Genomic DNA, 25,383 nt, shown 5'->3' with positions numbered 1-25,383 from the left:
GCTATTTCACTCACTAGTTCGTTCGGTAATATTAAGAAACAGTTACAGGTTACAAGTTACAGATTTCAAGGGGTAAAACCACCCTGCAACGTGTAACCTGTAACCTGTAACGGTTTTTATAATCCAGTAGCAACGGTCTTCTGACCGCGCTCTTTTATTAAGTTCTCTCTTACTTTCAGCTGACGGTACAATTGCAATGGCTGTAATGCGGCGCCGGCTTGCAAACGGGATTCAGCTACCAATGCACGTACATCGGTACGGTATGCCTGTTGCAAAATCTCCTGTGCTTTGGCCACATCACTGGCATCCTGGGCAGCCTGTAATGCTTTGGTATCAACCAGCAACGCCTGTGCATAAGCGATCTTGATGGCTTCTACTGATTGCAGCAGATCTTCCAGCGGGTCTTTTACGTTGTGTGATGCATCGATCATCCAACCCAGATCGGTAGCGTGTTGCATGCCACGGGCATCCATACCTTCTACCAGTTCATTAAAGATCAGGAACAGCTGATAAGGATTGATGCTGCCTACAGTAAGGTCATCATCACCGTATTTAGAATCGTTGAAGTGGAAACCGCCGAGTTTGCCTTCGCTCAGTAACAGGGCTACGATCTGCTCAATATTGGCATTGGGCAAATGGTGGCCAAGGTCAACCAGCGTATAAGCTTTGGGGCCCAGTTTGCTGGCATACAGCAGTGATTGTCCCCAGTCGCCTACTGTCATTGAGTAGAAGTTGGGTTCAAACGCTTTGTATTCAACAAACATTTTAAAGTTATCGGGCAGCGCTGCATAAATTTCGTGCAGGCTATCCAGTGTGCGTTGAAATGCCTTACGGAAATTCAACTGACCGGGAAAGCAGGAGCCATCCGACAACCAAACAGTGATAGAATCTGAGCCCAGTTCTACCCCTTGTTTTATTACTTCAATATTATGATCAATAGCCTGTTTGCGGGTAGCTTTATCAACGTGTTGCAGAGAGCCGAATTTGTAGCTGTGCTTTTGATCGGGCTGATCCTGGAACGTGTTGGAATTCACGGCATCGAAGCGCAAACCATGCTGGGCAGCCAGGGCTTTGATAGCTTTGGCGTCTTTTGGAATATCCCAGGGAATGTGCAGCGAGATAGCGCCACCGCTTTTGTTAAGTGAATGCAACAAACCTACATCCTCGATCTTTTCTTCGAGTGTGCGGGGCTCGCCACCACCGGAGAAACGGCCAAAACGGGTACCACCAGTGCCTAATGCCCAACTGGGGATGGCAATCTGGAAGTCGACCAGTTTTTTAAGGATACTATCTAAACCGGCAACACCTTCTGCTGCAAAATCAAAGCGGCGTTTATGATCTTTAAGAAGATTATTATTGTGCTCGTCTATTTTGTACTTATCTATCAGCATACAATCGTATTTAAGAGGATTGTTTGTAAATGAAAATTTTATACACCAAAGATACTGAAGTAGGAAGTCTGAGGCAGGAAGTAGGAAATACATTTGCGAGGTTAAGAACTAATAGCGAGCTCAAAAATGGCGAACGCTGCTTTCTTCTTACCACCTACTTCTTACTTCTTCTTCCTAGGGCAAATAAAACACCTCTTTTAACGGAATGCTAATGGGTGAATTATCTGCATTACTCTCCATAATATCTTTCATGTACGCCCACCATTTTTGCATAACGGGGTGAGCGGGTAAATTGTCCAACGCAGCGGGGTCGTTTATGTTTAAAACGCCAAACAGGCTGTTGGTGGTCTCATCCAAAAAGATCGAATATTCGCTTATGCCGGTTGCGTGCAATAATTCCTTTAGTTCGGGCCACAGGGCATCGTGACGTTTTTTGTACTCTGCTTCCTGTCCCTTAAAGAGTTGCATCTTGATTCCTATACGTGGCATAAGCAATGTTTTTTGTGCTCGATCTTTTAAAGTGATTCCTATACTTATTAAGAAACAGAAGTAGGAAGTATGAGGTAGGAAGTAGGAAATACAGGTTCGAAAACCTCTTCTTACTTCTTACATCTTACTTCCTATCTCTGGAAATTTATCTTACAAAAGCGGTAGCAACTCCGCCATCAACATTAATAACGTTACCAGTAGACTTATTCAGCAAACCACCTGTAACTGCGAAGCAGGCATTGGCGATGTCTTCGGGTAAAATTATTTCGTTGAGCAAAGTGCGTTTGGCGTAGTAACCAGGTAATTCCTGTACTGTAATGCCATAGGCTTTGGCGCGGCCTTCAGCCCATGCACCTTCCCAAATTTTGCTGTCACTGATAACCGCATCGGGGTTCACTACATTCACCCGGATGTGATCTTTTCCTAATTCAGCTGCGTTCAAACGGCTCAGGTGTAACTGGGCTGCTTTGGCAGAACCGTAACCTGCGTTGTTGGGACCGCTCATGAGGGCGTTCTTGCTCACGATGTTGATCACATCGCCGCCGATAGCCTGTTTGCGCATCACCTCAACACCAGCCTGGGTTACAAAGAACTGGCCTTTTACCAGTACATCATACAGAATATCCCAGTCTTTCTCAGTATGCTCTTCAATTGGTTTTGAAATTGAGAGACCGGCGCAGTTCACTACGATATCCAAACCACCGAAAGCCAGGGCTGCTGCATCGGTAGCGCCTTTGATATCGCTGGCTTTGGTAACATCCAGTACAACTGCAGCGAATACGTCTTTTCCGTATGATTTACTGAAATCTTCTTTAGCACCTTCGAGGCGGGTAGCATCGTTATCATTGATAATAACACAAGCGCCTTCGTCGGCAAATTTTTTGGCTATAGCTTTCCCTATACCACCAGCACTTCCGGTTACCAGTGCAATGCGGCCACTTAAAGCTTTGGGCTTGGGCATACGTTGCAATTTGGCTTCTTCCAGTAACCAGTACTCAATGTTAAAAGCTTCCTGACGGGGTAACGAAGTATATGATGAAATAGCTTCTGCACCACGCATTACATTAATGGCGTTGATGTAGAACTCCGCTGCTACGCGGGCAGTTTGTTTGTCTTTTGAGAAAGTGAACATACCTACACCAGGGTACAGGATAACCACTGGGTTGGGGTCGCGCATGGCCGGGCTGTTGGGATGTTTGCAGGTATTGTAGTAATCTGCATACATAGCGCGGTACGCTTCGAACTGTGGTGTCAGTTTCTCTTTGATCTTGTTTACGTCGCTCAGGTCTTCACCAGGTGTCAGGTTCAACACCAGCGGACTGATCTTTGTACGCAAGAAGTGATCGGGGCAGCTGGTACCCATGGGAGCCAGTCTGTCGAGATCGTTTGAGTTGATGAAGTTCAATACTCTTTCATCATCGGTGAAGTGGCCAACCATTTTCTGATAGCTGCTGCAGAAACCACGCAATACAGGCGCCAGTGCAGCGGCTTGTGAAGTACGTTGTGCTGCGGGCAGTGACTGAATTTTAGCACCACCGAAAACGGCTTTTTGTTTGCTTACGTTCTCTTCAATGTATTCAGCACAGCGTTCAATTACTTCCAGAGTATTGATATAGCTTTCGTAAGCAGTATCACCCCAGGTGAACAAACCATGTGAACCGAGCATGATGCCACGGATGCCGGGGTTTTCTTCCAGGCATTTCGCCAGTTTCAACCCAAGGTCGAAACCAGGACGCTGCCATTCAACCCAGCCTATTGTTCCATTAAATAATTCCTGTGTTATTTTCTTTCCATCTTTTGCAGCGGCAATAGCGATGGCTGCATCAGGATGCAGGTGATCGATGTGTTTGAAAGGAAGGAAACCATGCAGCGGGGTATCGATAGAAGGGGCTTTTGAAGCCAGGTCAAAAATGCAATGATTGAACAGTTCTACCATTTCATCTTCATGCTCGATACCGCGGTAAACGTTTTTCAGGCTGCGTAAACGCTCAACATATAAAGCAGCAAGACCGCTTTTCTTCATAGTACCCAGGTCACCACCTGAGCCTTTGATCCACATCACTTCGGTTTCTTTACCGGTAAGGGGATCTTTGGCAATGGCCTTACAAGATGTATTGCCACCGCCGTAGTTTGTAAGGCGCAGATCGGCACCCAGCAAATTACTCCGGTAAATTAACAATGCTACTTCATCGCCTTGCAGGGCGGCCGCTTTGGCATCGTCCCACAAATAGCTTACATGCTTAAACTTTACTGCACTTGTTGCTGACATAGTTCTGTTCTTTAATTTGTTCTTTGTATATGTTATTTCAGCGAGTTACCATATCCTACCAGTAATACGGAAGCAATGATGGTAATAATGCCAATAATAACCGTTGTTTTAGTTTTCTTACTTACGCCTGCCCATTCTTTCAGGATCAAACCCCACGCATTGGCCGTTAAGATGATGAAGGCCATATGCAGGATCCAGCTGCTGGGGCCATTGCCCAATTTGCTTTCTCCCATGCCATAAAAGAAGAATTGCAGGAACCAGGTTGTACCGGCCAATGCGGCAAAAACATAATTGCTCAGCAGTGGCGTTTTTTTGTTGGTATAATCGCCAAAGGTCTTGTTGCGGGCATTCAGGATCATACACCAGATAAAGTTGGTGGTTAACCCACCCCATAACACTACCACATATGTTACGTTGTTCTGATATAAAAACTCACCCTCACCGGCGTGAGCTGCTTTCCACAAATTATTGGCCACTTCTGCCATCGGCTTACCGGCTTCCAACCCAAAATTGAAACAGGCGCTCAACACACCCGAAATAATGGATACCGCTAAACCCAGGCCGAACTTGAATTCGGTCTTAGTCACCACCCCATGTGGATCTACTCCGCCTTTTGATACTTCCTTTTCTTTTCTGGTACCGGCCTTTCCGCAAATGATAATGCCAATTATACAAACTGCCAGTCCTAATAAGACGGTTTGCCCCCAGCTATTCCCTATCAGCTGACTAAAAGTATCTTTGCCTTCGGCTGGGAAAATATCGTAATAGATGGAGGGGATCAGAGAGCCGAACACCATACACAACCCCAGGATGATGCTGCTACCCAGCGAAACTCCCAGGTAACGCACGCCCAGGCCATAAGTCAATCCGCCAATTCCCCACAGGATACCAAATAAGAACGTATAGCCTATTGTGGCACCACCAGCCTGTCTAATAATTTCCGAAAAGTTGGGAATGGTTAACCACGCTGCTAATGGTGGTACTATCAGCCAGGAAAACAGACCGCCTACGATCCAATAGCTTTCCCAGGCCCAACCCTTTACTTTTTTGTAGGGTATATAAAAACTTCCGCTTGCAAATCCGCCTAAAAAGTGAAATATAACTCCAAGAATAGCATTCATTTGTAGCAATTTTTTCGATATGGCCAGCCTTATGCCGGATTAAAAAGGTGAAAGTATAAGATACCGATTATTAGTCCATCATGGCCCATCATGGTCTTTTTTAATCAAAAAACTGCTCATATTTAGCTTTTTAACTAAGTTTGGGAGGATTAAAAAAAGGTTGATGGTTTGTTTGTTGCGGTGCTATTGCACCCGGATCATCTGACGAGGTTATCATGAAAAAAGATTCCATATTTCAGCATTTATTTATCGACTATTACTCTGCCACGCCCAAGTACCTGCAGCTTGCCAACTCTATTATAAAAGCTATTGGGGAAGGCAAGATCCAGAAAGATGAGCTGTTGCCATCGATCAATGAACTGAGCTTTGAATTTGAGATCTCAAGAGATACGGCCGAAAAAGGATACAAGCACCTGAAAAAAATCGGTATTCTGGGGTCGGTCCCTGGCAAAGGGTACTTTGTAAAAAACACAGAGGTAGGACAACACCTAAAGATATTTCTTCTTTTCAATAAACTGAGCCCACACAAAAAGATCATTTACGATGCGTTTGTGGCCTCCCTGGGCGAAATGGCCTCAGTTGATTTTTATATTTACAATAATGACTTCGCCTTTTTTAAACGGCTTATTCATAATAAGAAAAATGATTACAGTCATTATGTGATCATTCCACATTTCCTCGAAGGCAGCGAAAACGCTGTCGAGATCATCAATACCCTGCCCAAAGAGAAACTGATCCTGATGGATAAACTGGTACCGGGCGTTGAAGGTAAATACGGCGCCGTTTACGAGAACTTTGAAAAAGATATTTATGATGCGCTGGAGCAATCGTTGGAGCCGTTGAGTAAATACCATACCATCAAGATCATTTTCCCCGAATACACGTATCATCCGGTTGAAATATTAAAAGGTTTTTACCGTTTCTGCCAGCAATATGCCTTCAACTACAAAGTAGTACATGATATAGCCAATGAGCCAATTAAGGAGGGAGAAGTATTTATCAACCTCATGGAGAACGACCTGGTGATACTGATAGAAAAAATACTAGCCACCAAATTAAAAGTAGGCAAACACGTAGGCGTAATTTCGTACAACGAAACGCCACTGAAAAAGATCATCCTCAATGGCATCACTACCATTTCTACAGATTTTCAAATGATGGGAGAAAAGACTGCGCAGCTGATACTGGACCAATCGACCGAACATATTGAGATCCCCTTTTACCTGACACAACGTTCATCACTATAACGTGTACCCTAACTTGTCTGGAAAATTGCCTGGAATCAATAAAATGTAGAAAGGGAGGGAAATGGTGTAAGCAATAGGTGGAAAGTTTTAAATTTGTGGAAACACCATTAACCTTATGAATGAGCTTAAAAATCCTCATCAAACCAATAATGCTATTATTGGCGATGAATCACACAATGCCTATACAACAGGCTCCGTCGAATCCTTCGTATCAGAAGATGCTCCTCACCCCTCACCAAAAGGAAAGAAGTCAGCAACAACCGGGCCGGTAAAAAGGCCTTTTAATTTTGAATCACTCACCTCCCATTACAAGATCGGCATAGTAAAAAATGGCATCAGTAAAAAACAACTGGAAGCTATTAAATCAGAAACCGATCTGGATTACAATACTTTAAGCGTTCTATTATCGGTTTCGCGCACCACCCTTATTAAGAAGAAAGGCGAGGAAAAATTTGACCGGTCAACCAGTGAGCGCATAATGTATTTGGCGGAAGTCCTTGATTATGGGCGGGAAGTATTTGAGAACAGGGATAACTTTAATCGCTGGATACGGGAACCAAGCTGGAGCCTGGGTGGCAAAGCGCCCCTTGACATGTTAGATACCCTGTACGGTATTGAAGAAGTAACAAAAGAATTAGGCCGTATTGAATACGGGGTGTACTAGTTCTATTATTAACCTAACGGCAATTGGCATATGCAGCTTTACAGGATTGGAAAAACGAAACATGCCCATGACCTAACGGGGGTGGGCGCCAAAATGAATGGTGGCAGATGGAACTATTTAGGTGTTCCCTGTATTTATCTGTCGGAAAGCCGGGCGCTTTCATTACTGGAATACAGCCGGCATACAAGCCTGGAAACCATGCCCCCTGCCCTTTCTTATATCACCTTTGACGTACCCGAGCATTCCATTCGAACATTCCAGGTCAGCGACTTACCAGTCAACTGGTTACAGCGGCCATATAGCAAGGAAAACCGGGACCTGGGTTCTTTGTTGTTGGCAGAGGCAGATCATTTGCTTTTTAAGATCCCATCGCCCATCATTGAGCAGGAATACAATTTTGTATTGAATACAAATCATCACCTGATCAATTTGGTAAAAATAACGGAGGTAATCAGTTACAAGGGGTAAGTTTCTAACAGTTTGGCAAAGGGCAGCGACAAGAAGCGAAAGGAAGGTCGATCGTTGGGAAGACTAAAAAAGGTGTTTAAACCCAATTTCGTTAACAACACACATTTTGGCATACATTTATTGCAATATTGTTTTTGCGTACTGATCATAATCAGTAAATGCAGCAAGCACGATACGATTCCTGTCATTATGTGCGTTTTATAAGATAATTTGTGCGGTAACGGAGTCACCTTAATCTATACTTGATTTTGAGAATTTGTTTTTTACGTGTAATCTTGTACTCATAAAGATTATTATAATATTAATTTGCAGTTACTACCACCCGGTTATCCATTTATTTTCCGGTAGCAGATCACGATCGACCTTCCTTATCTTATTTTATCTAATTTTTGCCAGTATCCCCATGCGTCCTGAACCAGAAATAAAGAAAAGAATAGCATGCCATATACACAAAACGTTTAGTATTTACCGTAACTTATTGTAAATTAAACTGACTTTTTAACCAAGGTAGAAAAACTCACTTTCTAATGCGTTCAGTTCAGTCGGAAAATGATATCATCGATACTTTAAAAAATGGGGGTCCCGAGGCATTACAAACGCTGTTAAAGCAGTTTTACAGTCCGTTATGCCTTTTTGCCGAACGCCTGCTTACCGACAGAGCTGCTGCAGAAGATATTGTTGGTGAATCTTTTATTAAACTATGGAATAAGCGGTCTGATTTTGAGACCACGCAAAATATAAAGGCCTTTATGTACATCACGGTACGTAATGCCTGTTTGAATCATTTAAAACAAGCCAAACGCGATTCTCTCAGCAAAAAGCAATTGGCCTACCTAATGGGCGAAAAAGAAGAGTTTGTTTTAAATGAAATGATCAGGGCGGAAGTATTAAAAGAAATAATGCAAGAGATCAACAATCTGCCTGAACAATGCCGAAAGGTGCTTAAAATGGGATACCTGGAAGGATTAAGGAACCAGGAAATAGCAAATCTGCTGAACATTTCTATTCATACCGTTAGGAATCAAAAAGTAAGGGCCATTCAATTATTAAAGATCAGGCTTCGTGACCGTGATGTGTTGGCGCTACTACTACTATGTGGTTTTTTAAAGGTTACTACAGAGAGCTGCCAAAACTTGAATATCACCGCTTAAATTACCTTTTTATTGTAAAAACACCCTCGTAAAATAGGTGGAAATACGCATTTCTTCACTTTTATTAAATTTTTTTCGGTTTAGACTAGTAATAATTGGCCACTTAGTTGTTTTAATACTAAACTGATAATTACTCGGCCGTGCGGGATACACACTAACACGTGTTCTTTACGCTTAAATATATATAATGAGAATTGTTATAGAGTATAGCCATCAAAAACATTTTGACAATTTCATTAAATAATATTTAAGAAGACACAGCAGATGCTGTACCGTTAGGTACAGGATACAATATTGTTTAGGCAGGCGTTAAGAGTTGTTTATGCTGTTGCAGGCGATATTAGTGTAAGGGGTTATAAGACCATTGAAGGTAGCAACCTAAGTGGATGCATGAGATTTGTATGAGATATGTGTATATGAAATGTGAGATACAAGCACCCACAACAATTGTTATTAACCCTGAACTATAAATGAACAATTAGCCTTAACAAGGCCTTTTTTGTCCGCCCGATGTGATCATCTGTACTATTTGTTCTTTCAGCCAGACGAATAGACGGAATGTCGAGCGGGAATCTCATGTGACTGTTTGGTTGGGTCACTACAAGGGAGTGTTTCTACTCTCCCTTTCTTTTTAAAATTCGAATCTCTTTATAAAGCTATTTTTTTGCCCGTAGGCAACAAAACCCGATTCTACTATGCACGAAGATATACATAGTGTATGTAGAATAAAGTACCTGAAAGCTCCCCAGTAGTAGTTCAATTTTCCAAAGGCATCTCTGATTAGTTTGTAAAACAAACTTACAATGTCCATATGGCATGCAAATGCCCTGTGGTCTTATTAGGATATTATATTCTGCCTGGCAGGATTACTTTTCTATTCGCATTCCTCATGTGCATCAATTATCCCTCTTCATGGTACAGAAGAGGCGCAGGAATCCCCCACGGCCGGGTAGTCTTACCCGGCTTTTTTATTAGCCCGGGCAATAGGCAATAGGCAATAGGCAATAGACAATAGGCAATAGACAATAGACAATAGGCAATAGACAATAGACAATAGGCAATAGACAATAGGCAATAGGCAATAGGCTTTGCATGGGTCGATTCGTTCCATGTTGCTCGTTTTAACCTTACTACTTTGCAAATTATTTCTCCCCGATCTTCAGGGTTACTCGCTCCGCTTCGCGCTGCTCGATTTAACTTTCTTACTTCCCACACTTTCTACACTTTGATTTCGATCGCAATACTGCTCATGACTCGCTACGTGTTGCTTTTCCTACTTTGCGCGCACTCTGTACGCCTTTCACCATTCTCGCTTCATGCGGCACCAAATAAATACAAGTTATACTTCGAATACTTACCTGCTTTATTACATAGTTGAGCTACTTCCCTCTCGACTCGCTACGCTTCATCTTTCACTTAGCGCACCTCGTACACTTTCAACATCCTTCGCTACGCATTCTACCTTATTACATAGCAGACTTACTCACTCATGGTTCGCTACGTGTCGTTTTTCTCGCTTTATGCGGCGAACCATAAACTACCAAGTATACCTGAAACACGAACCGTCGCCTATTACACAACTCGCTTATACCGCTCAAGGCTCGCAAACGCTTCGCCTTTCTTGCCTTGCTGTAGACTTTCTATAAATCAATATACCTCGTATATCTACCTACTCCGTTCTCGTCATCTGCTAACTCCGCTTACTTCGCATTGAGACTTCTTCTTCAGGCCAACACCTCAAGCCACCAGCTGTCTGATCAACTTCCTACTTCCTTTATCATCCTTATCAACCCAGTCAACCTTATCAACATGCCTTCCTGATCAACTGGTCAACTAGTCAACTTTTCAACTTGTAGACAGTGTATTGAATAATCAATTAATGTGTTTATTTGCCTTTAACCTGATCAACTGGTCAACAGATCAACTGATCAACTTTTCCACTCCGTATTGAGTAACCAGTTAATGTGTTAACTTGTAAATAAGTTATCCTTGCAACTCATCATCTGATTAGCAACTTATCAATAAATACCCATTCATATTAACAATTACCATACTTTGCTTGATTACAATCATTACTTTTTCGGTTTTTGATATTTTATTAGATCATTCGTAGGTATTATTTGTTTTATAATATTAGAGGGCTGTCTTTCTGAAGCTTCGATTGTTACGATAATATTAAGAGAAACACTAAATCCATTGGCTAAACCATTAGCATTCCTACCCATTCCTTAAATATTATTTTACGATTTCGGGAATTTATTAAAGATTTTCACTACACCCTTTAGTACAATACATATGAAATGTTGTTTTTACAGTACCATCAAATCGCTACACCTAATTTGCTGCACAAAATTGAATTTGAAAAGGGAAGCAGCAGCCAGCACCATTAATCATGTATTAAACTTTTCTTATGAATGAACAACAAATTGAAAAAGCAACTTACATCGCCTCGCTGATCCTTGGGAACATGCAGGATAAGCTGACCCCAACGGAACAGCAGGAGCTGGAAACCTGGCTCCAGGAAAATGGCGACAACAATAAATTATACGAAGACATGCTCGATCAGGAGAAGCTGGGCAATGACCTGAACGAATTGAGCTCCTATGACCATCAGGCGGCGTATGAGAAACTATCTCAGCAACTCTTCATCACTGAACAGACAGGCAAACGCCTGTACTTCCGGATCTGGTGGTACATGGTTGCCGCATTAGTCATCCTGGTGGCCGGAGGGGTCGCCTATTTTGCTTTAAACAAGCCACAAATACCAGCCGCCAGATCTGTAGTAATAGCACAAAAGAAAGCCCCTGGTATTGCACCTGATTCAAAAAAAGCAGTATTGATCCTGGGCGATGGATCAACCGTTGCATTGAGTGAAATGAATAATGGCGATGTTGCCCAACAAGGCAATGTGGTTGTGAAAAAAATCAGGAACGGACTGTTGGAATATAAATTAACCGGTGAACCTTCAAATGCAACTGTATTCAACACCATTCGTACACCCCGTGGTGGCGAATACGAGGTTATTCTGGAAGATGGCTCTCATATCTGGTTGAACTCCGCTTCCACCCTGCAATTCCCTATACACTTCAATAACCCCGATCGCCGGGTGGCCCTTTCCGGAGAAGGATATTTTGAAGTAGAGTCCTCGCTGCTGCCTTCCGGACGCAAAAAAACATTTACCGTTTCGGTTGACAACATGGAAGTTCAGGCTGTTGGTACTGCCTTCAACATTTCTGCCTATAAAGAAGATGACCGTTCGCTAACAACGGTGGTTGAAGGACTGGTAAAAGTGAACCGGAATAATAAAACCAATATGCTTTCCCCTGGCAAAAAACTCATAGCTAAAGACTCCAATGTTACGGTTGAAGAAGCCGACATAAAACAGGAAATTGCCTGGAAGAACGGGGATTTTGTTTTCCGCAACACATCGCTCAATATGGTCATGAATGAACTGGCCCGCTGGTACGACATGGATGTGGCATACGATAAAGGCGTACCCTCCCTGCATTTCAGTGGCGAAGTGCAACGGGCTTCAGACATATGGACCGTATTGCAAATGCTGGAGTATACGGGCGGCGTTAGGTTCACTATTTCGAACCGCATCGTTACTGTTCACCCTGGTAAAAAATAATCAGCTGACGGCAACCCATTCAAAGTCATTAACACCGCGTACATAATTTTTGTAGCTTGGCAGCTATGTTACGTGGTTACGATAAAAATTCTACAGGTTATCTTCCCTATAATAAAGTAAAACTGGTCAGGGGTGGCAGGGAATATTTCTCCGTGCTCACCCGATTGATCAAGTTGGCACAGCACTCTGTCCACCTGCAGGTATATATTTATGAAAGTGATGAGACCGGCAGAATGGTAGGCGCCGCGCTGATGGAAGCTGCCAAACGGGGCGTTAAAGTTTACCTGCTGGCCGATGGCTATGCCTCCAAAGAATTATCGACCGGATTTATTAAAGAATTACAAACAGCCGGTGTTCACTTCCGCTTTTTTGAACCGCTTTTAAAAAGCGAACATTTTTACTTTGGCCGCCGCATGCACCAAAAGGTATTGGTGGTTGATGGCCATTTTGGATTGGTAGGCGGCATCAATATCAGCAATCGCTATAATGATATTCATGATGAACCGGCATGGCTCGACTGGGCGCTGTATATGGAAGGACCGGCAGCGGGCGTTCTGTTTAAAATCTGTACCGACTTGTGGACAAAGCCCGGTCAAATGACATTTAAAAGAATGCTCCGGAATAATATACCCAACCTGCCTAATACTGGTAATACACTCCTTCGCATTCGCCGGAACGATTGGGCTAAAAGCAAGAACCAGATCTCACGGAGCTATATCGATATGCTAAAAAAAGCCACATCGAACGTGATCATTATGTCGGGGTATTTTTTACCGGGGACCATCATCAGGCATCACTTGTCGAGGGCGGCAAAACGCAATATAGATATCCAGGTCATAGTAGCCGGCAAATCGGATGTGCCGCTGGCCAAACATGCCGAACGTTATATGTACCGTTGGTTACTGAAACGTAATATCAGATTGTATGAATATAACAAGGCCGTTTTACATGGCAAAATGGCTACCCGCGATAAAAAATGGGTCACCATTGGTTCGTATAATGTAAATGATATCAGTGCATATGCCAGCGTGGAGCTGAATATCGATGTAAACGATGTGGAATTTGCCTCCCTGGTGAACGAAAAGCTGGAAGCGGTAATTGAAAATGACTGCGTGCTGGTAACGGTTGATGGTTTTAATAAAAAGTATAACTTCTTCCAGCGGTTTATTCAATATTGTGCTTACTGGCTGGTGCGGATAATAGTTTATTTATTTACATTCTACTTTAAGCAGAGCAGGTGAGTTAATAAAATGCCGTCCGCGACACTCCGACTCCACTCAGTGCAGGCCCGTTCAGGACCTGCAACAGGCCGTTAGCAGGCCTCGCCAGTGGGGAGCTCCTTATAGCTACTCCCCCTTTATCCGATGCAACATTGACATAAACACCGCTTTATCCCAGTTGGCAAAGCGGCCGCGTTGTACGATCATATCATTGCCATAAGGCCGTTGCAGATAATAATGAAACACAAAACCCGCCCTTGGTTTGTACCAGCCTATCATTTGCCCAAAACGAAGGTCATTAAATACGAGCGTTTTCCCATCCTTCTCAATGGTATAATAACCCTGAGAAAAGATAAACAGGTCCTTCAGCTCATCCAGGTCTTTCACCGGGTTTAATAAGGAATCATTGCGGGGAAAATAAGTAAAGTCAATATCCTCCTTCCGGTCGAACACCGATCTGTAGCCGATATGGTACCCCTTATCGTCTTCCAGCACCACATACCACAACAGGTTATTTAAAGGCGTTGGCGTAGTAAAATGCCGCCGGTAGGTAATATGCTTTTGTCCGGTCACCCGTTTTACGGCGCCTTCAACAATCGATTTATTCACTACATCAATAAACAAATAGAAAACGCACCAGCCGATGGCTATCGCCGCCCAGCGTTTTCTTTTGTGATCGGTCTTCATAAATAACAAGGCTATTGAAACAATCAGCGGTAAAATGGTAAACAATGGGTCGGCCACAAACATGGCATGCACACAAAACCGCTGGTGCGAGAAGGGCTCCAATAACCCGGTGCCATAGGCATTAAAGCAATCAAGCGCCAGATGCGTCAATAGTTCCGTAGCAAAAAAACAAAGCCAGGTAGTAAAGGCAATATTATGGGGCCGGCGCCACCGGTTGGCCAGCCAGGCCAACAATGGTGTAACCAGCAAAAGGAACAATAACGAATGGGTAATGCCCCGGTGGGCAATCAGGTCCTGGGTGGGCGTCATCCAGAACGAAGCAACAAAATCTATATCGGGCAGGCTTTGCGCCACTGCCCCCAACAACAAAGCCCGCTTGCCGAACTTTTTCCCAATAAACACTTCACCGATACAAGCACCTAATACTATATGCGTAAGTGAATCCATAGCGCCAAGTTAGGTATAAGTTGGTAAAGTTGACCAGTGATCAGTTGATCAGGAAGGCAGAGGGCAGAGATGAAAGCATAGTTTATAAGTGGGCCTCCGACAACGGGTGGTTCTCTCTTTATACAAAGTTGAAAGTCCCAGGTTCAGGATTCCGAGTTCAGGGTTCAGAGTTTACGATTCTCTGTTCTATGGTTTTAGTTCTCTATTTTTTGTTTCGTTGGTCTTTGAGTTCTAAGTCCACAGATCCGAGCGAAGCGAGGGGCGTTTTTTCACGTTTTCATTCGCCAGTTGGCGGAAGGCTCGAATTTCGAGAACCCATTGCCGATTCAGGATTGCCGATTGCCGAAGAGCATCTCGATTGTCGCGAACCCTTTCACGTTTCCCGTTTGACGTTTGACGATTTCGTGAGGCATCTTCCTATTGCCTTTTCCCCATTGCCTATTGCCTTTTGCCTTTCTTCTCTGCCCTCTGCCTTCTCCCCTCTGCCCTTTCCGCATTGCCTTTCGGTAAAAGAATGCTATATTAGTAGCGGGGGGAAATATGACCACTAGTTGGGGAATTTCGTATACCCGCTACCATTACTTGCCATATCCATATACCATGACAACAATACTTATTGTCTTTACCTGCATAATTGCGCTGGTGTTGCTTATATCCTGGGCAAAATTCAATCCATTTTTAGCCTTTCTTATTGTTTCCATAGGTGCCGGCCTTTGGCTCGGCATTCCGTTAAATAAGATCACCACTTCTGTACAAAAAGGCATTGGCGATACATTGGGTTCGCTGGTTGTGATCATTGGCCTGGGCGCCATGCTTGGGAAGCTGGTGGCAGAAAGCGGCGCTGCCCAAAAGATCACCCAGGTGCTCATGCGCACTTTTGGAGAAAAACACCTGCAATGGGCATTAATGGTAACTGGTTTTGTAGTGGGCATTCCCCTGTATTATAATGTAGGATTTGTGTTAATGGTGCCTCTTATTTTTTCGGTTGTATACCAATACAAACTTCCCGCTGTATATATTGGCTTGCCCATGCTGGCCGCCTTATCGGTGACCCATGGCTTTTTACCGCCCCACCCCTCGCCCACCGCACTGGTAACGCAACTGAAAGCCAATATGGGTCTTACCCTGTTATACGGTATCATGCTGGCCGTGCCAGCCATTATTGTGGCCGGACCACTTTTTTCCAAAACCCTGAAGCATATTCGAAGTGAACCATTGCAAACGTTTCAACCCAAAGTGATCGCCAATGCAGACCTGCCGCATGCCGCCAATAGTTTTTTAACGGCCCTGCTGCCGGTGATCCTGTTAACAATAACCACTATCATTCCCCTGGTGACGTCTTTGTCGGGCACACCGAAACAGTTGAATGATTTTATAAGCGATCCGGTGATCGTGATGCTGTTGTCGCTGCTGATAGCTACTTTTTCCTTAGGTCTTCATACCGGCAAACCGATAAAAATGATCATGGATATTTATGGCGATGCCATAAAAGATGTGGCGTTGATCTTACTGGTGGTAGCCGGCGCGGGTGTGCTAAAACAGGTGTTCACCGACAGTGGCGTAAGCACTACCATTGCTGAAAGCATAAAAGGCTGGCCTGTGCATCCGCTGTTACTGGGCTGGCTGATAGCCGGGGTAATTCGCATTTGCGTTGGCTCTGCTACCGTAGCGGGTCTCACCGCTGCCGGGATCATCGGGCCCATTATTCCGCAAATGCAGGTTAATCCCAATCTGATGGTATTGTCAATTGGCGCCGGAAGCTTGTTGTTCTCCCATGTAAATGATTCCGGTTTCTGGATGTATAAAGAATATTTCAACCTCAGCATCCGCGATACCATCCGCTCCTGGTCAATGATGGAGACCATTGTTTCAGTTATGGGACTCATTGGAGTTTTGATCATGGATATTTTTGTGTAACGGGCCGCTATTTTCGTACCTGCTATAATACTTACCTTTGGTTGGAACGTGAAACGGCAAACGGCAAACCTGAAAAATTTCCGGCAGCATTACTGTACAATTGCCTTCTGTCAGTGCACGAATATAAAAAACCAACCATGGATACAAACTGGTATTTGATCGAGGATATCGACAAACTGGATACGCCCGCCCTGGTAATATTTCCTGAACGGGTTAAGGCCAATATTGATACCCTGAAAGAAATGATCGATGATGTGCAACGCCTGCGTCCGCATGCAAAGACCCACAAAACAAAAGAAGCCACGCAGCTGATGCTGGCTGCCGGCATTACCAAATTTAAATGTGCTACTATTGCTGAAGCCGAAATGCTGGGTCAATGCGGCGCGCCTGATGTGGTGCTGGCCTATCAACCTATTGGTCCTAAACTGGCCCGCTTTGTTAAAGTAACGCAACAATACTCCAACACCCATTTTTCCTGTCTGGTCGATAATATCCCCTGCGCTGAAGCTATAGCTAAAGCTTTTGCTGCGGTGCACGCTACCATTTCAGTATATATCGATTTAAATATCGGGCAGAACCGTACGGGCATTACCCCGGATCAACCAGCCATTGAATTATACAAATATTGCGCGCAAACCAAGGGCCTGTCTGTTGCGGGGTTGCATGCCTATGACGGACATACCCGCGGCACCCTGGAAGAACGTGCAGCCGTAAGCAATGAAGCTTTTGCTAAAGTAGAAGAGTTGTTACAGACACTGCAAAAGAACGGCTATAACAAGATAAACGTTATTGCCGGTGGCTCGCCCAGTTATTCCATTCACGCCAAACGACCGGTGGTGGAATGCAGTCCGGGCACTTTTGTTTTCTGGGATAAAAGTTACCTCGATCAATGCACCGAACAACCTTTTCAAATTGCTGCCATTGTAGTAACCCGTGTGGTGTCATTGCCCAACAGCACCCATATTTGTGTTGACCTGGGCCATAAATCAGTTGCCGCTGAAAATGAAATAACCAAAAGGGTTTTCTTTCCCCAGGCACCGGAACTAAAAGCAGTATCTCATAGCGAAGAACACCTGGTCTTATTTGCCGGCGAAGGCCATTCCTTTAAACCTGGCGATGTATTGTATGGCATTCCGATGCATGTTTGTCCAACCGTTGCATTGCATGAGCGAGGGTATACTGTTGAAAATGGGAAACTCACCGGAGAATGGAAGATAGTTGCCCGCGATAGGAAGATCAGTTTGTAAGTTATTTAGTTCGTAGTTATTTAGTTTGTAAGTTTTTAGTTCAAAGTTCTGGGTTTCAGGTTTATAAGTTATTAGGTTATTAAGTTCTTTGGTACGTATTGTTTTTATCTAACTTTTGAACTTAAGAACCTACGAACTTAATAACTCTTTATTCACTAATGATACTTTTATAAAAGAAAAACCATGATCAAAGTAGGCCTTGTTGGTTTTGGAATATCTGCCAAAGTATTTCATGCCCCTTTTATAACCACCAATAACAACTACCAACTGGTTGCTGTGGTAGAACGGAATAAACAGGAATCAAAACAATTATATCCTTTTGTGCAGGTGGTGAAAGATTTTTCAGCACTGCTGCAAAATGAGGAGATCGACCTGGTAGTGATCACCACGCCCAATGAAACGCATTTCCCTTATGCCAAGGCAGCACTGGAAGCCGGCAAACATGTGGTACTGGAAAAGCCAGTGACAAATACCTCCAAAGAAGCCTTACAACTACTGGAGATCGCCAATAGTAATAGTAAAATATTAAGTGTATATCAGAACCGCCGCTATGTGAGCGATTTTTTTACCATCCGGGAAATTCTCGACAAAAAGCTACTGGGTGAGGTACACACTTTTGAAGGGCATTACGACCGGTATCGCGCCGAGGCGCGGCCACAAGCCTGGCGTGAAAATGTATTACCAGGCAGTGGTATTTTGTTCGATCTTGGCCCCCACCTGCTTGACCAGGTTTTATATTTATTTGGCATGCCACAAACCATTACTGCCGACATCCGGAAACAACGACCTCATGCCAAAGTGGATGATTACTTTGACCTTCGGCTCGATTATGGCTTTTTAAAAGTAATACTGCAGGCGGGTATGCTGGTGCGGGAACCCGGGCCGCGCTATTTGATCCATGGCACCAAAGGATCGTTTGTAAAATCGGGCGAAGATCCGCAGGAAGCGCTGTTGCGCGCCGGTGAATTACCTGTTGGGGAGAACTGGGGCAAGGAAAAAGAAGAATTTTATGGCACGCTGCATACAGAAATTAAAGGACAACTGATTCGCGGGCCTTTTCCTTCCTTTAGAGGAGACTATGCCGCCTATTACTACAACCTGTATGAAAGTCTGGTGAACGGCAGACCGGTGCAGGAAAGAATTGAACATGGTTATAACACCATCCGGCTGATAGAACTGGCCTTTGAAAGCCATCAAAAACAATGCACCATTCCCTGTACGGGGTTACTGGCGGTTGATTATAGATAGTGTTTTGCCCTCCTTCGCTAAAGCTTCGGAGGGCGATGCAGGGTTTATTCAAACTTAAGGGGCGGGCCAACTATTTCCATTCCATGAATGCGGTATAACCGTTCAAAATCGCGCAGGGTACCATCAGGCAACTGACTGGCCTGTTGAAAGAATTCATCCATGGTGCCGGCAGGTTGATATACCACCAGCATTCTGCCATTGGCATCACCTATTTTGGCAAAGGTGTGTGGAATTTGCCGGGGTGCAAATACGGCATCACCGGCTTTGGCATTAAATATATCGTCCCCGATCTTGAAAACAAATTCGCCCTCCAGAATGTAGAACCACTCATCCTGTGTATAGTGAAAATGATAAGGCGGACCGCCTTTACTCATTTTGGTAGTATCATATACACATAAACCATTTCTGCTGTCATTGGCTGATACTTTACACTCAAAGGTGCCGCCCAGAAAAGTAATTTTTTCCTCGAAGCGGTCCTGACCAGCATCAATTTTAAAACCGTGCGTAGCTTTGGTCTCCATGACTTTTTGGTTAAAAGGGTTGTACAGTAAGTTACTAAAATAACTCCAGACTGCCCTTAAAAACAAAAGGGCCACACCTGTTGGCATGCCCCTTTTTGTATTCATTTAAATCATTATTATTTCTCTACCACCGTCATTTCATTGATATCGAATCGGGCGGTGGGTGGCGCATCGAACATCATACACGTTATACAATCATTTGCTTTTGCCGGGCTGACCTTAAACTTAATAGTGGCGCCTGCTTTTACACCTGCAGGTAATTTACAGGGGTTGCTTGCGGCAAACACATTATCATATGATGCGTTGTTATTCGATTGGTCCTTCCAGCCATCTTCACCTATTGAATCGTTGTTCGTTACCTGAACAACAAAGCTGGCGCATGAAATTCTGATCACCTTGCCTTGTAAAAACTCATCGGGTTTATGAGTTTTGTTACACTTGGATGATAAAGCTGGCATGGTGGCGGCCATAGCTAAAAATACTAATAACTTCATATTCGGTTTCCTTTTAGTAATTGACTATATATATATCTATATCGTTGCATAAGAGGCTGTTAAAATCTAAATACCGGCTAATAACAAATTACAGCCTCTAATATCGCTGGTATCAACGCGGCCCAGCACCTCAAAACTTCCATCGGCCTGTACAGTGCCCACATCATCGGTTGCAATAAAGGCACAGGAATACAGGTTGGCCAGGTCAATGATATTTATAACCCCGCTGCCGGCTACCCGAACATCGAGCGGGTCATCATCCTGTCGTACCAGCACCTTCATCCATGGGGGGCAATCGAACAACCCATGTCCGTATGAATAAGCCTGTGAGAGCAGTTCGGTCATGCCGTACTCTGAATGAATTAACGGGGTTTTAAAGGCCATGCTAAGGATGGTATGCACTTCTTCGCGGGTCATTTCCCGGCGGCGCCCCTTCATCCCCCCGGTTTCCATTACAATAGTATGTTTTAATGGCATGGGAAACTGCTCCGCAAAATCAAGCAATCCGAAGGTAACGCCGATTAATAAGGTCTTTTGGCCCTGTCTTTCGAGTTCCTGTAATACAGCCGCCAGCTTTTCATGTTCGTATAAATAAAAGCCGCTTTGTGCATGCCCGCTCAGCTTGATCATTTCATTCACCATTACCACCAACGAGGAGTTCTGGCGTTCCAGATAGGCTGGCAACAGCCCTATCACACACCAGTCTTGCACAGGGCCGTAAAACTGCTCCCAGGCCTGTAAAAAGCTACGCTGGTAAATGGCCAGGTCCTTTACATAATGGCGGCTGTTGACGGTTTGGGTAGTACCACTGCTTTCAAAAACGGCTTCCGGTTCAAAAACGGTGGTTTTTATATCGGCCGTTTTGAAGAACCGGATAGGCAAAAAAGGGATCTGGTCTATTGATCGCACGCTTGACCCAACTATTGACAATGCATTTACGTATTGCTGATAAATAGCATTATTATTGTATTGGAATTGGAAGACCTCGAGTGCCAATTGTTCAAAATCAACCGGTTCCAGGGTAAAAATTTTATCTTCAATTTCACAAATCATAAATTTATTGCAGACTTTAGGCTTTAAATTTGTCACGACAATAACAACATATGCAAAAGCTTGTTTTATATAGCGCCCTTGGTTTAATACTGTTTGCCGCTTGCGGCAAAGATAAGTTTCAGGACAAACCTACCGTTGAAATAAAATCAGTTAACCCTACCCAGGTATCGGTATTAAGCGGTAGTTATACAGAAATATTATTAGGGTTTACCGATAAACAGGGCGACCTGGATTCGGTTTATTTGTATAAAGAGCGGCTTAATTCCATTCAAAAGCCAGTGCAGTTCCCCATTTTACCTTACAGGCTTCCAGATTTCCCTGAAAAATCAAAAGGCGAAATAAAACTGACGATATTAAATACAGATCTTGTTGCTTCAGAGAACCCCCGCAATCAGCCGAACGCACCAAATGGCAAGGAACCAGACACTATTATTTTTAAAATCATAGTGAAAGACAGAGGCGGAAATGTCAGTGATACAGTAACAACTGAGCAACTTGTAATAGAAAGGTCTTAACTTGCGGACCACAGTGATTCAGGATGTTGAAATATTTATTTGATCTGTTTCTGTTCACCAGTTTGTTTATTGCCGGTTGTGCCTTGATGATGGTAATTCAAACCAATCAATTACTCCATCTGCAGTACAACCATCTTGCGTACCTGGTGTTTGTATTTTTTTCTACCCTTTGCAGTTATAATTTCCATTGGTATTTGAGTGGCGATGCTACCAGTGAAAATGCCCGCATCCGCTGGACGGAGCATCATAAAACACTGCACCTGGCGCTTACTGCCATTGGCACCCTTGTTTCTATCTGGTATTTTTTTCAATTCATTGAACACTGGATCTGGCTGGCCGGCGCAGTACTTCTTACCTTTCTGTATTCAGCCCCCAAACTACAATTTGGCCCTTTTGCCTGGCTCAGCAAGATTGCGATAGGCAAAACTATTTTCCTGGCTTTTGTATGGATGTATGTAACCACTTTTTTGCCCATTGCCATTGATGACCATCATTGGAACATGGCTACGGTATTGTTCTGCACCAGCCGTTTTTTGCTCATTTATGCTATTTGCATCATTTTCGATTACCGCGACCGGGATTATGACAAACTATCGGGCATCCGCAGTATGATCACTTATTTTAACGTAGCGGGCATCAATAAGCTGTTTGCCCTGACCCTGGTAGGGTTTGCAATCAGCACTATAGCCTTATATTTCTATGAACTTTCGGCCCTCACTACTGTTCTCTTACTTATTCCCGGCGTTATAACCGCCCTGTTATACCCGGTAGCCAAAAAGAATTTCAGCGATTACCTTTATTATTTTGTGCTGGATGGATTGATGATGTTTTCGTCACTATTGACGATATTCATCCCAAATAAGTAATTTTGCGCCAATTAAATCGATAATTTTATCATATATAGAACAGGATTTTATCTTTTAATACTGTAAATATGGCTAAAAGTAAAACGACCGCTTCTGCAAGTACATACACATTGACCGATAAGGCTTTTAAATTTTTCCAAAATTATATAAACAATCCTTCACCTGTTGGCTTTGAGAGCAGCGGACAGAAATTATGGTTAGAATATGTGTCCCCGCTGGTTGATACCACCTTTGTTGACCCTTATGGTACAGCTGTAGGCGTTATCAATCCCAAAGCTGAGTTTAAAGTGGTAATAGAGGCCCATGCCGATGAGATCAGCTGGTTTGTAAACTACATCACCCCCGAAGGATTGATCTATCTGAAACGCAATGGTGGTGTTGACCATGTGATAGCCCCCGGACAACGGGTATTTATTCATGGGAAGAAAGGACCGGTTAAAGCTGTTTTTGGCTGGCCTGCCATTCATACCCGCTTACACAACCCCGATGCAAAGGACCCTCAACCCAAAGTAGAGAACCTTTTCCTCGATAGCGGCGCCCGTAATAAAAAAGAGGTGGAAGACCTGGGTATACACATTGGCGCTGTTGTTACCTACCAGGATGGGTTCGATGAGCTGGCCAATGATTATTATATAGGTCGTGCTTTCGATAACCGCGTAGGTGGTTTTATGATCGCTGAAGTAGCCCGTTTATTAAAAGAAAATAAAAGGCAATTACCCTACGGTTTATACGTTGTAAATGCCGTACAGGAAGAAATTGGTTTGCGTGGTGCTGAAATGATCGCCCGTCGCATAAAACCCAATGTGGCCATCATTACCGATGTTACGCACGATACCTATACCCCCATGATCAACAAGATCATTGAGGGAGATGTAGCTTGCGGAAAAGGCCCCTCATTGGCTTACGGTCCGGCGGTACATAACAAACTGCTGAACCTGGTAACGGATGTAGCTGAAAAGAACACCATTCCAGTGCAGATGCGCACTGTTTCACGCAGTACCGGTACCGACACCGATGCATTTGCCTATGCCAATGATGGTTGTCCATCAGTACTGATCTCAATTCCGCTGCGCTATATGCACACAACGGTTGAAATGCTGCATAAGAGCGATATAGAGCAGACCATTCGCTTAATGTATGAGACTTTATTATCTTTAACGCCGAAAACAAATTTAAGCTACCTGTGACACAAGCAAGTATCCTATTATATGTAGACCCGGGTAGCGGCAGTTATCTGATACAAATGATCATTGCCGCTATTTTGGGAGCACTGTTCTACTTTAAAAACCTATGGTGGAAAGTTAAGGCTTTCTTCTGGAAGCCAAAAAAAGAGGATACTGAGGGAGACGATATAGCTAAATGACAAATTATACACGCCATCCTTCCTCATTTAAGGACCCTTCGGGTTTTGTATTTGAGTCGGAAGGAATGTTATACCGGCAGGTAAATCAATATTACGCTGCACAATACCGTCAATTGCTGGATTCCGGTTTGTACAAACAGCTGGTAGACCGCCATCAGCTTATTGCCCATGAGGAAATAGCTGAAAATAAAACGGGCCTGGCAGAATGGTACACTACCCTGCTGCCCCAACCCATCTCCCCTATCAGCTACGCCTACGAATGGTGTTTTGAACAACTGCAGGACGCAGCCCTGCTCACACTTTCGGTGTTAAAAACAGCCTTGCACCATGGCATGATATTGAAGGACGGCACGCCCTACAATATTCAATTCCACAAAGGAAAGCCCATCTTCATAGATACACTGTCCTTCGATACATACGATCCTAAACAACCCTGGATCGCGTACAGGCAGTTTTGTCAATGTTTCCTGTTCCCATTATACCTGGAACATTACCTAAAGACCGATATTCAAAAAATACTCAGCACTTATATTGATGGGATCCCGGTTGATTTTGTGGCCAAACTGTTGCCCCTAAAAAGCCGCCTGAGCCTGGGTGTATGGTTGCACGTATACCTGCAACATACCGCCACAACCAGCTCGCGGGCCAACAAACAAACCGCGGCATTCAGCAAGAAAAAACTGCTGGATGTGATCAGCCACCTGGTCAACATCATCACCGACTTTCCGGCTAATAAGTCCTATAAAACAACCTGGAGCAATTATTACGAAGATACCATTCTGAGCAAGGAATATTTACAGGAGAAAGAAAAGATCATTCAGCAATTCTGCCAGTCAAACAACGCCCGTAGTGTGCTTGACCTGGGCGCCAATGATGGCTATTTTTCCCGGCTCTTCGCCAGCCATGGCATGCAGGTCATAGCTACCGATTCAGACTCCCGTTGTATCTCGAGGCTTTACCAGGAGATAAAGAATAACAATATCGGGAATATAACGCCCCTGATGCTCGACATAGCCAACCCTTCCCCGGCCATCGGGTTTCATAACCGGGAAAGGGCTGCCTTTCATGACCGCATTAAAACCGACCTGGTAGCAGCACTGGCCCTTGTTCACCACCTCGTTATTGGCAAGAACATCTCGTTACCGGTACTGGCTGATTATTTCAACGACATAGCCCCCCAGTTGATCATTGAATTTGTGCCAAAGGAAGATGAAAAGGTACAGCAGATGTTGAAGACAAGACCCGATACATTCATTGATTACGATGTGCACCATTTTGAGCAATATTTCACCAGGTATTTCAGCATCATTGAAAAGGTACCGGTTCCCGGCACCCACCGGATATTGTACTATATGAAAAGAAAAGGATAACCAT

At 43.9% G+C, this 25,383-nt stretch carries 22 protein-coding genes; 14 read left to right on the top strand and 8 right to left on the bottom strand.

Annotated elements, in window-relative coordinates; translation table 11 throughout:
* Nucleotides 1-116 precede the first annotated feature (116 nt).
* The 4 genes from J7I42_RS27120 to rhaT all read right to left on the bottom strand — a co-directional run bounded on the left by J7I42_RS27120 (nt 117) and on the right by rhaT (nt 5,270).
* Nucleotides 117-1,391, bottom strand: a complete 1,275-nt coding sequence (locus J7I42_RS27120) for a TIM barrel protein (RefSeq protein ID WP_209142112.1) — start codon at nt 1,389-1,391, stop codon at nt 117-119.
* 174 nt (nt 1,392-1,565) lie between these two features.
* Entirely contained in the window at nt 1,566-1,880 is a 315-nt protein-coding gene (rhaM, locus tag J7I42_RS27115) for an L-rhamnose mutarotase (RefSeq protein ID WP_209142110.1), read from the bottom strand.
* 145 nt (nt 1,881-2,025) lie between these two features.
* Nucleotides 2,026-4,149 (bottom strand): bifunctional aldolase/short-chain dehydrogenase, encoded by a 2,124-nt coding sequence (locus J7I42_RS27110; RefSeq protein ID WP_209142108.1) that lies wholly within the window; start codon nt 4,147-4,149, stop codon nt 2,026-2,028.
* A gap of 32 nt (nt 4,150-4,181) precedes the next feature.
* The gene (rhaT, locus tag J7I42_RS27105) at nt 4,182-5,270 is read right to left on the bottom strand and encodes an L-rhamnose/proton symporter RhaT (RefSeq protein WP_209142106.1); all 1,089 of its coding nucleotides are present in this window, start codon (nt 5,268-5,270) and stop codon (nt 4,182-4,184) included.
* 215 nt (nt 5,271-5,485) lie between these two features.
* Here rhaT and J7I42_RS27100 point away from each other — a divergent pair, with 215 nt between their 5' ends.
* From J7I42_RS27100 to J7I42_RS27075, 6 genes are all read left to right on the top strand, one after another.
* Nucleotides 5,486-6,517, top strand: coding sequence for a GntR family transcriptional regulator (locus J7I42_RS27100; RefSeq protein ID WP_209142104.1), 1,032 nt, complete (start codon nt 5,486-5,488; stop codon nt 6,515-6,517).
* A gap of 115 nt (nt 6,518-6,632) precedes the next feature.
* On the top strand, nt 6,633-7,181 hold the full coding sequence (parS, locus tag J7I42_RS27095; RefSeq protein WP_209142102.1) for a type II RES/Xre toxin-antitoxin system antitoxin: 549 nt from the start codon (nt 6,633-6,635) through the stop codon (nt 7,179-7,181).
* A 30-nt stretch (nt 7,182-7,211) separates the two neighbouring features.
* Nucleotides 7,212-7,649: an RES family NAD+ phosphorylase gene (locus J7I42_RS27090; protein ID WP_209142100.1), complete on the top strand. Its 438-nt coding sequence runs from the start codon at nt 7,212-7,214 to the stop codon at nt 7,647-7,649.
* Between the two features lie 527 nt (nt 7,650-8,176).
* The gene (locus J7I42_RS27085) at nt 8,177-8,800 is read left to right on the top strand and encodes an RNA polymerase sigma factor (protein ID WP_209142098.1); all 624 of its coding nucleotides are present in this window, start codon (nt 8,177-8,179) and stop codon (nt 8,798-8,800) included.
* Between the two features lie 2,410 nt (nt 8,801-11,210).
* A complete protein-coding gene (locus J7I42_RS27080; RefSeq protein ID WP_209142096.1) occupies nt 11,211-12,431 on the top strand; it encodes a FecR family protein in 1,221 nt (406 codons plus the stop codon).
* A 65-nt stretch (nt 12,432-12,496) separates the two neighbouring features.
* Nucleotides 12,497-13,672: a phospholipase D-like domain-containing protein gene (locus J7I42_RS27075; protein ID WP_236065604.1), complete on the top strand. Its 1,176-nt coding sequence runs from the start codon at nt 12,497-12,499 to the stop codon at nt 13,670-13,672.
* A gap of 105 nt (nt 13,673-13,777) precedes the next feature.
* Here J7I42_RS27075 and J7I42_RS27070 read toward each other — a convergent pair whose 3' ends face one another.
* Complete coding sequence (locus tag J7I42_RS27070; RefSeq protein ID WP_209142092.1) at nt 13,778-14,785, bottom strand: metal-dependent hydrolase; 1,008 nt, start codon at nt 14,783-14,785, stop codon at nt 13,778-13,780.
* Nucleotides 14,786-15,385: 600 nt separating this feature from the next.
* Here J7I42_RS27070 and J7I42_RS27065 point away from each other — a divergent pair.
* From J7I42_RS27065 to J7I42_RS27055, 3 genes are all read left to right on the top strand, one after another.
* The gene (locus tag J7I42_RS27065) at nt 15,386-16,702 is read left to right on the top strand and encodes a gluconate:H+ symporter (protein WP_209142090.1); all 1,317 of its coding nucleotides are present in this window, start codon (nt 15,386-15,388) and stop codon (nt 16,700-16,702) included.
* A 137-nt stretch (nt 16,703-16,839) separates the two neighbouring features.
* Nucleotides 16,840-17,949 (top strand): D-TA family PLP-dependent enzyme, encoded by a 1,110-nt coding sequence (locus J7I42_RS27060; protein WP_209142088.1) that lies wholly within the window; start codon nt 16,840-16,842, stop codon nt 17,947-17,949.
* A gap of 183 nt (nt 17,950-18,132) precedes the next feature.
* A complete protein-coding gene (locus J7I42_RS27055) occupies nt 18,133-19,197 on the top strand; it encodes an oxidoreductase (RefSeq protein WP_209142086.1) in 1,065 nt (354 codons plus the stop codon).
* A 44-nt stretch (nt 19,198-19,241) separates the two neighbouring features.
* Here J7I42_RS27055 and J7I42_RS27050 read toward each other — a convergent pair whose 3' ends face one another.
* The 3 genes from J7I42_RS27050 to J7I42_RS27040 all read right to left on the bottom strand — a co-directional run bounded on the left by J7I42_RS27050 (nt 19,242) and on the right by J7I42_RS27040 (nt 21,265).
* Nucleotides 19,242-19,718 (bottom strand): cupin domain-containing protein, encoded by a 477-nt coding sequence (locus J7I42_RS27050; RefSeq protein WP_209142084.1) that lies wholly within the window; start codon nt 19,716-19,718, stop codon nt 19,242-19,244.
* Between the two features lie 116 nt (nt 19,719-19,834).
* Nucleotides 19,835-20,212 (bottom strand): hypothetical protein, encoded by a 378-nt coding sequence (locus tag J7I42_RS27045; protein ID WP_209142082.1) that lies wholly within the window; start codon nt 20,210-20,212, stop codon nt 19,835-19,837.
* 66 nt (nt 20,213-20,278) lie between these two features.
* On the bottom strand, nt 20,279-21,265 hold the full coding sequence (locus J7I42_RS27040) for a LuxE/PaaK family acyltransferase (protein ID WP_209142080.1): 987 nt from the start codon (nt 21,263-21,265) through the stop codon (nt 20,279-20,281).
* Between the two features lie 50 nt (nt 21,266-21,315).
* Here J7I42_RS27040 and J7I42_RS27035 point away from each other — a divergent pair, with 50 nt between their 5' ends.
* The 5 genes from J7I42_RS27035 (at nt 21,316) to J7I42_RS27015 (ending at nt 25,379) form a co-directional block, all read left to right on the top strand.
* Nucleotides 21,316-21,780: a hypothetical protein gene (locus J7I42_RS27035; RefSeq protein WP_209142078.1), complete on the top strand. Its 465-nt coding sequence runs from the start codon at nt 21,316-21,318 to the stop codon at nt 21,778-21,780.
* 23 nt (nt 21,781-21,803) lie between these two features.
* Nucleotides 21,804-22,646 carry a UbiA prenyltransferase family protein gene (locus tag J7I42_RS27030; RefSeq protein WP_209142076.1) on the top strand — a complete coding sequence of 281 codons (843 nt, stop codon included), beginning with the start codon at nt 21,804-21,806 and terminating at the stop codon, nt 22,644-22,646.
* Nucleotides 22,647-22,714: 68 nt separating this feature from the next.
* Entirely contained in the window at nt 22,715-23,833 is a 1,119-nt protein-coding gene (locus tag J7I42_RS27025) for a M42 family metallopeptidase (RefSeq protein WP_209142074.1), read from the top strand.
* Nucleotides 23,830-24,009 (top strand): hypothetical protein, encoded by a 180-nt coding sequence (locus tag J7I42_RS27020; protein WP_209142072.1) that lies wholly within the window; start codon nt 23,830-23,832, stop codon nt 24,007-24,009. The genes J7I42_RS27025 and J7I42_RS27020 overlap by 4 nt, the downstream gene beginning before the upstream one ends.
* Nucleotides 24,006-25,379, top strand: coding sequence for a class I SAM-dependent methyltransferase (locus J7I42_RS27015; RefSeq protein WP_209142070.1), 1,374 nt, complete (start codon nt 24,006-24,008; stop codon nt 25,377-25,379). Before J7I42_RS27020 ends, J7I42_RS27015 begins: the two co-directional genes overlap by 4 nt.
* The last annotated feature ends 4 nt before the right edge of the window (nt 25,380-25,383 follow it).

The organism is Niastella soli (assembly GCF_017742245.1).
In the GTDB taxonomy this organism is placed as follows: Bacteria; Bacteroidota; Bacteroidia; order Chitinophagales; family Chitinophagaceae; genus Niastella; species Niastella soli.
Note: the sequence above shows the minus strand (reverse complement) of the source record. Positions and strands in the feature narration are given on the sequence as shown.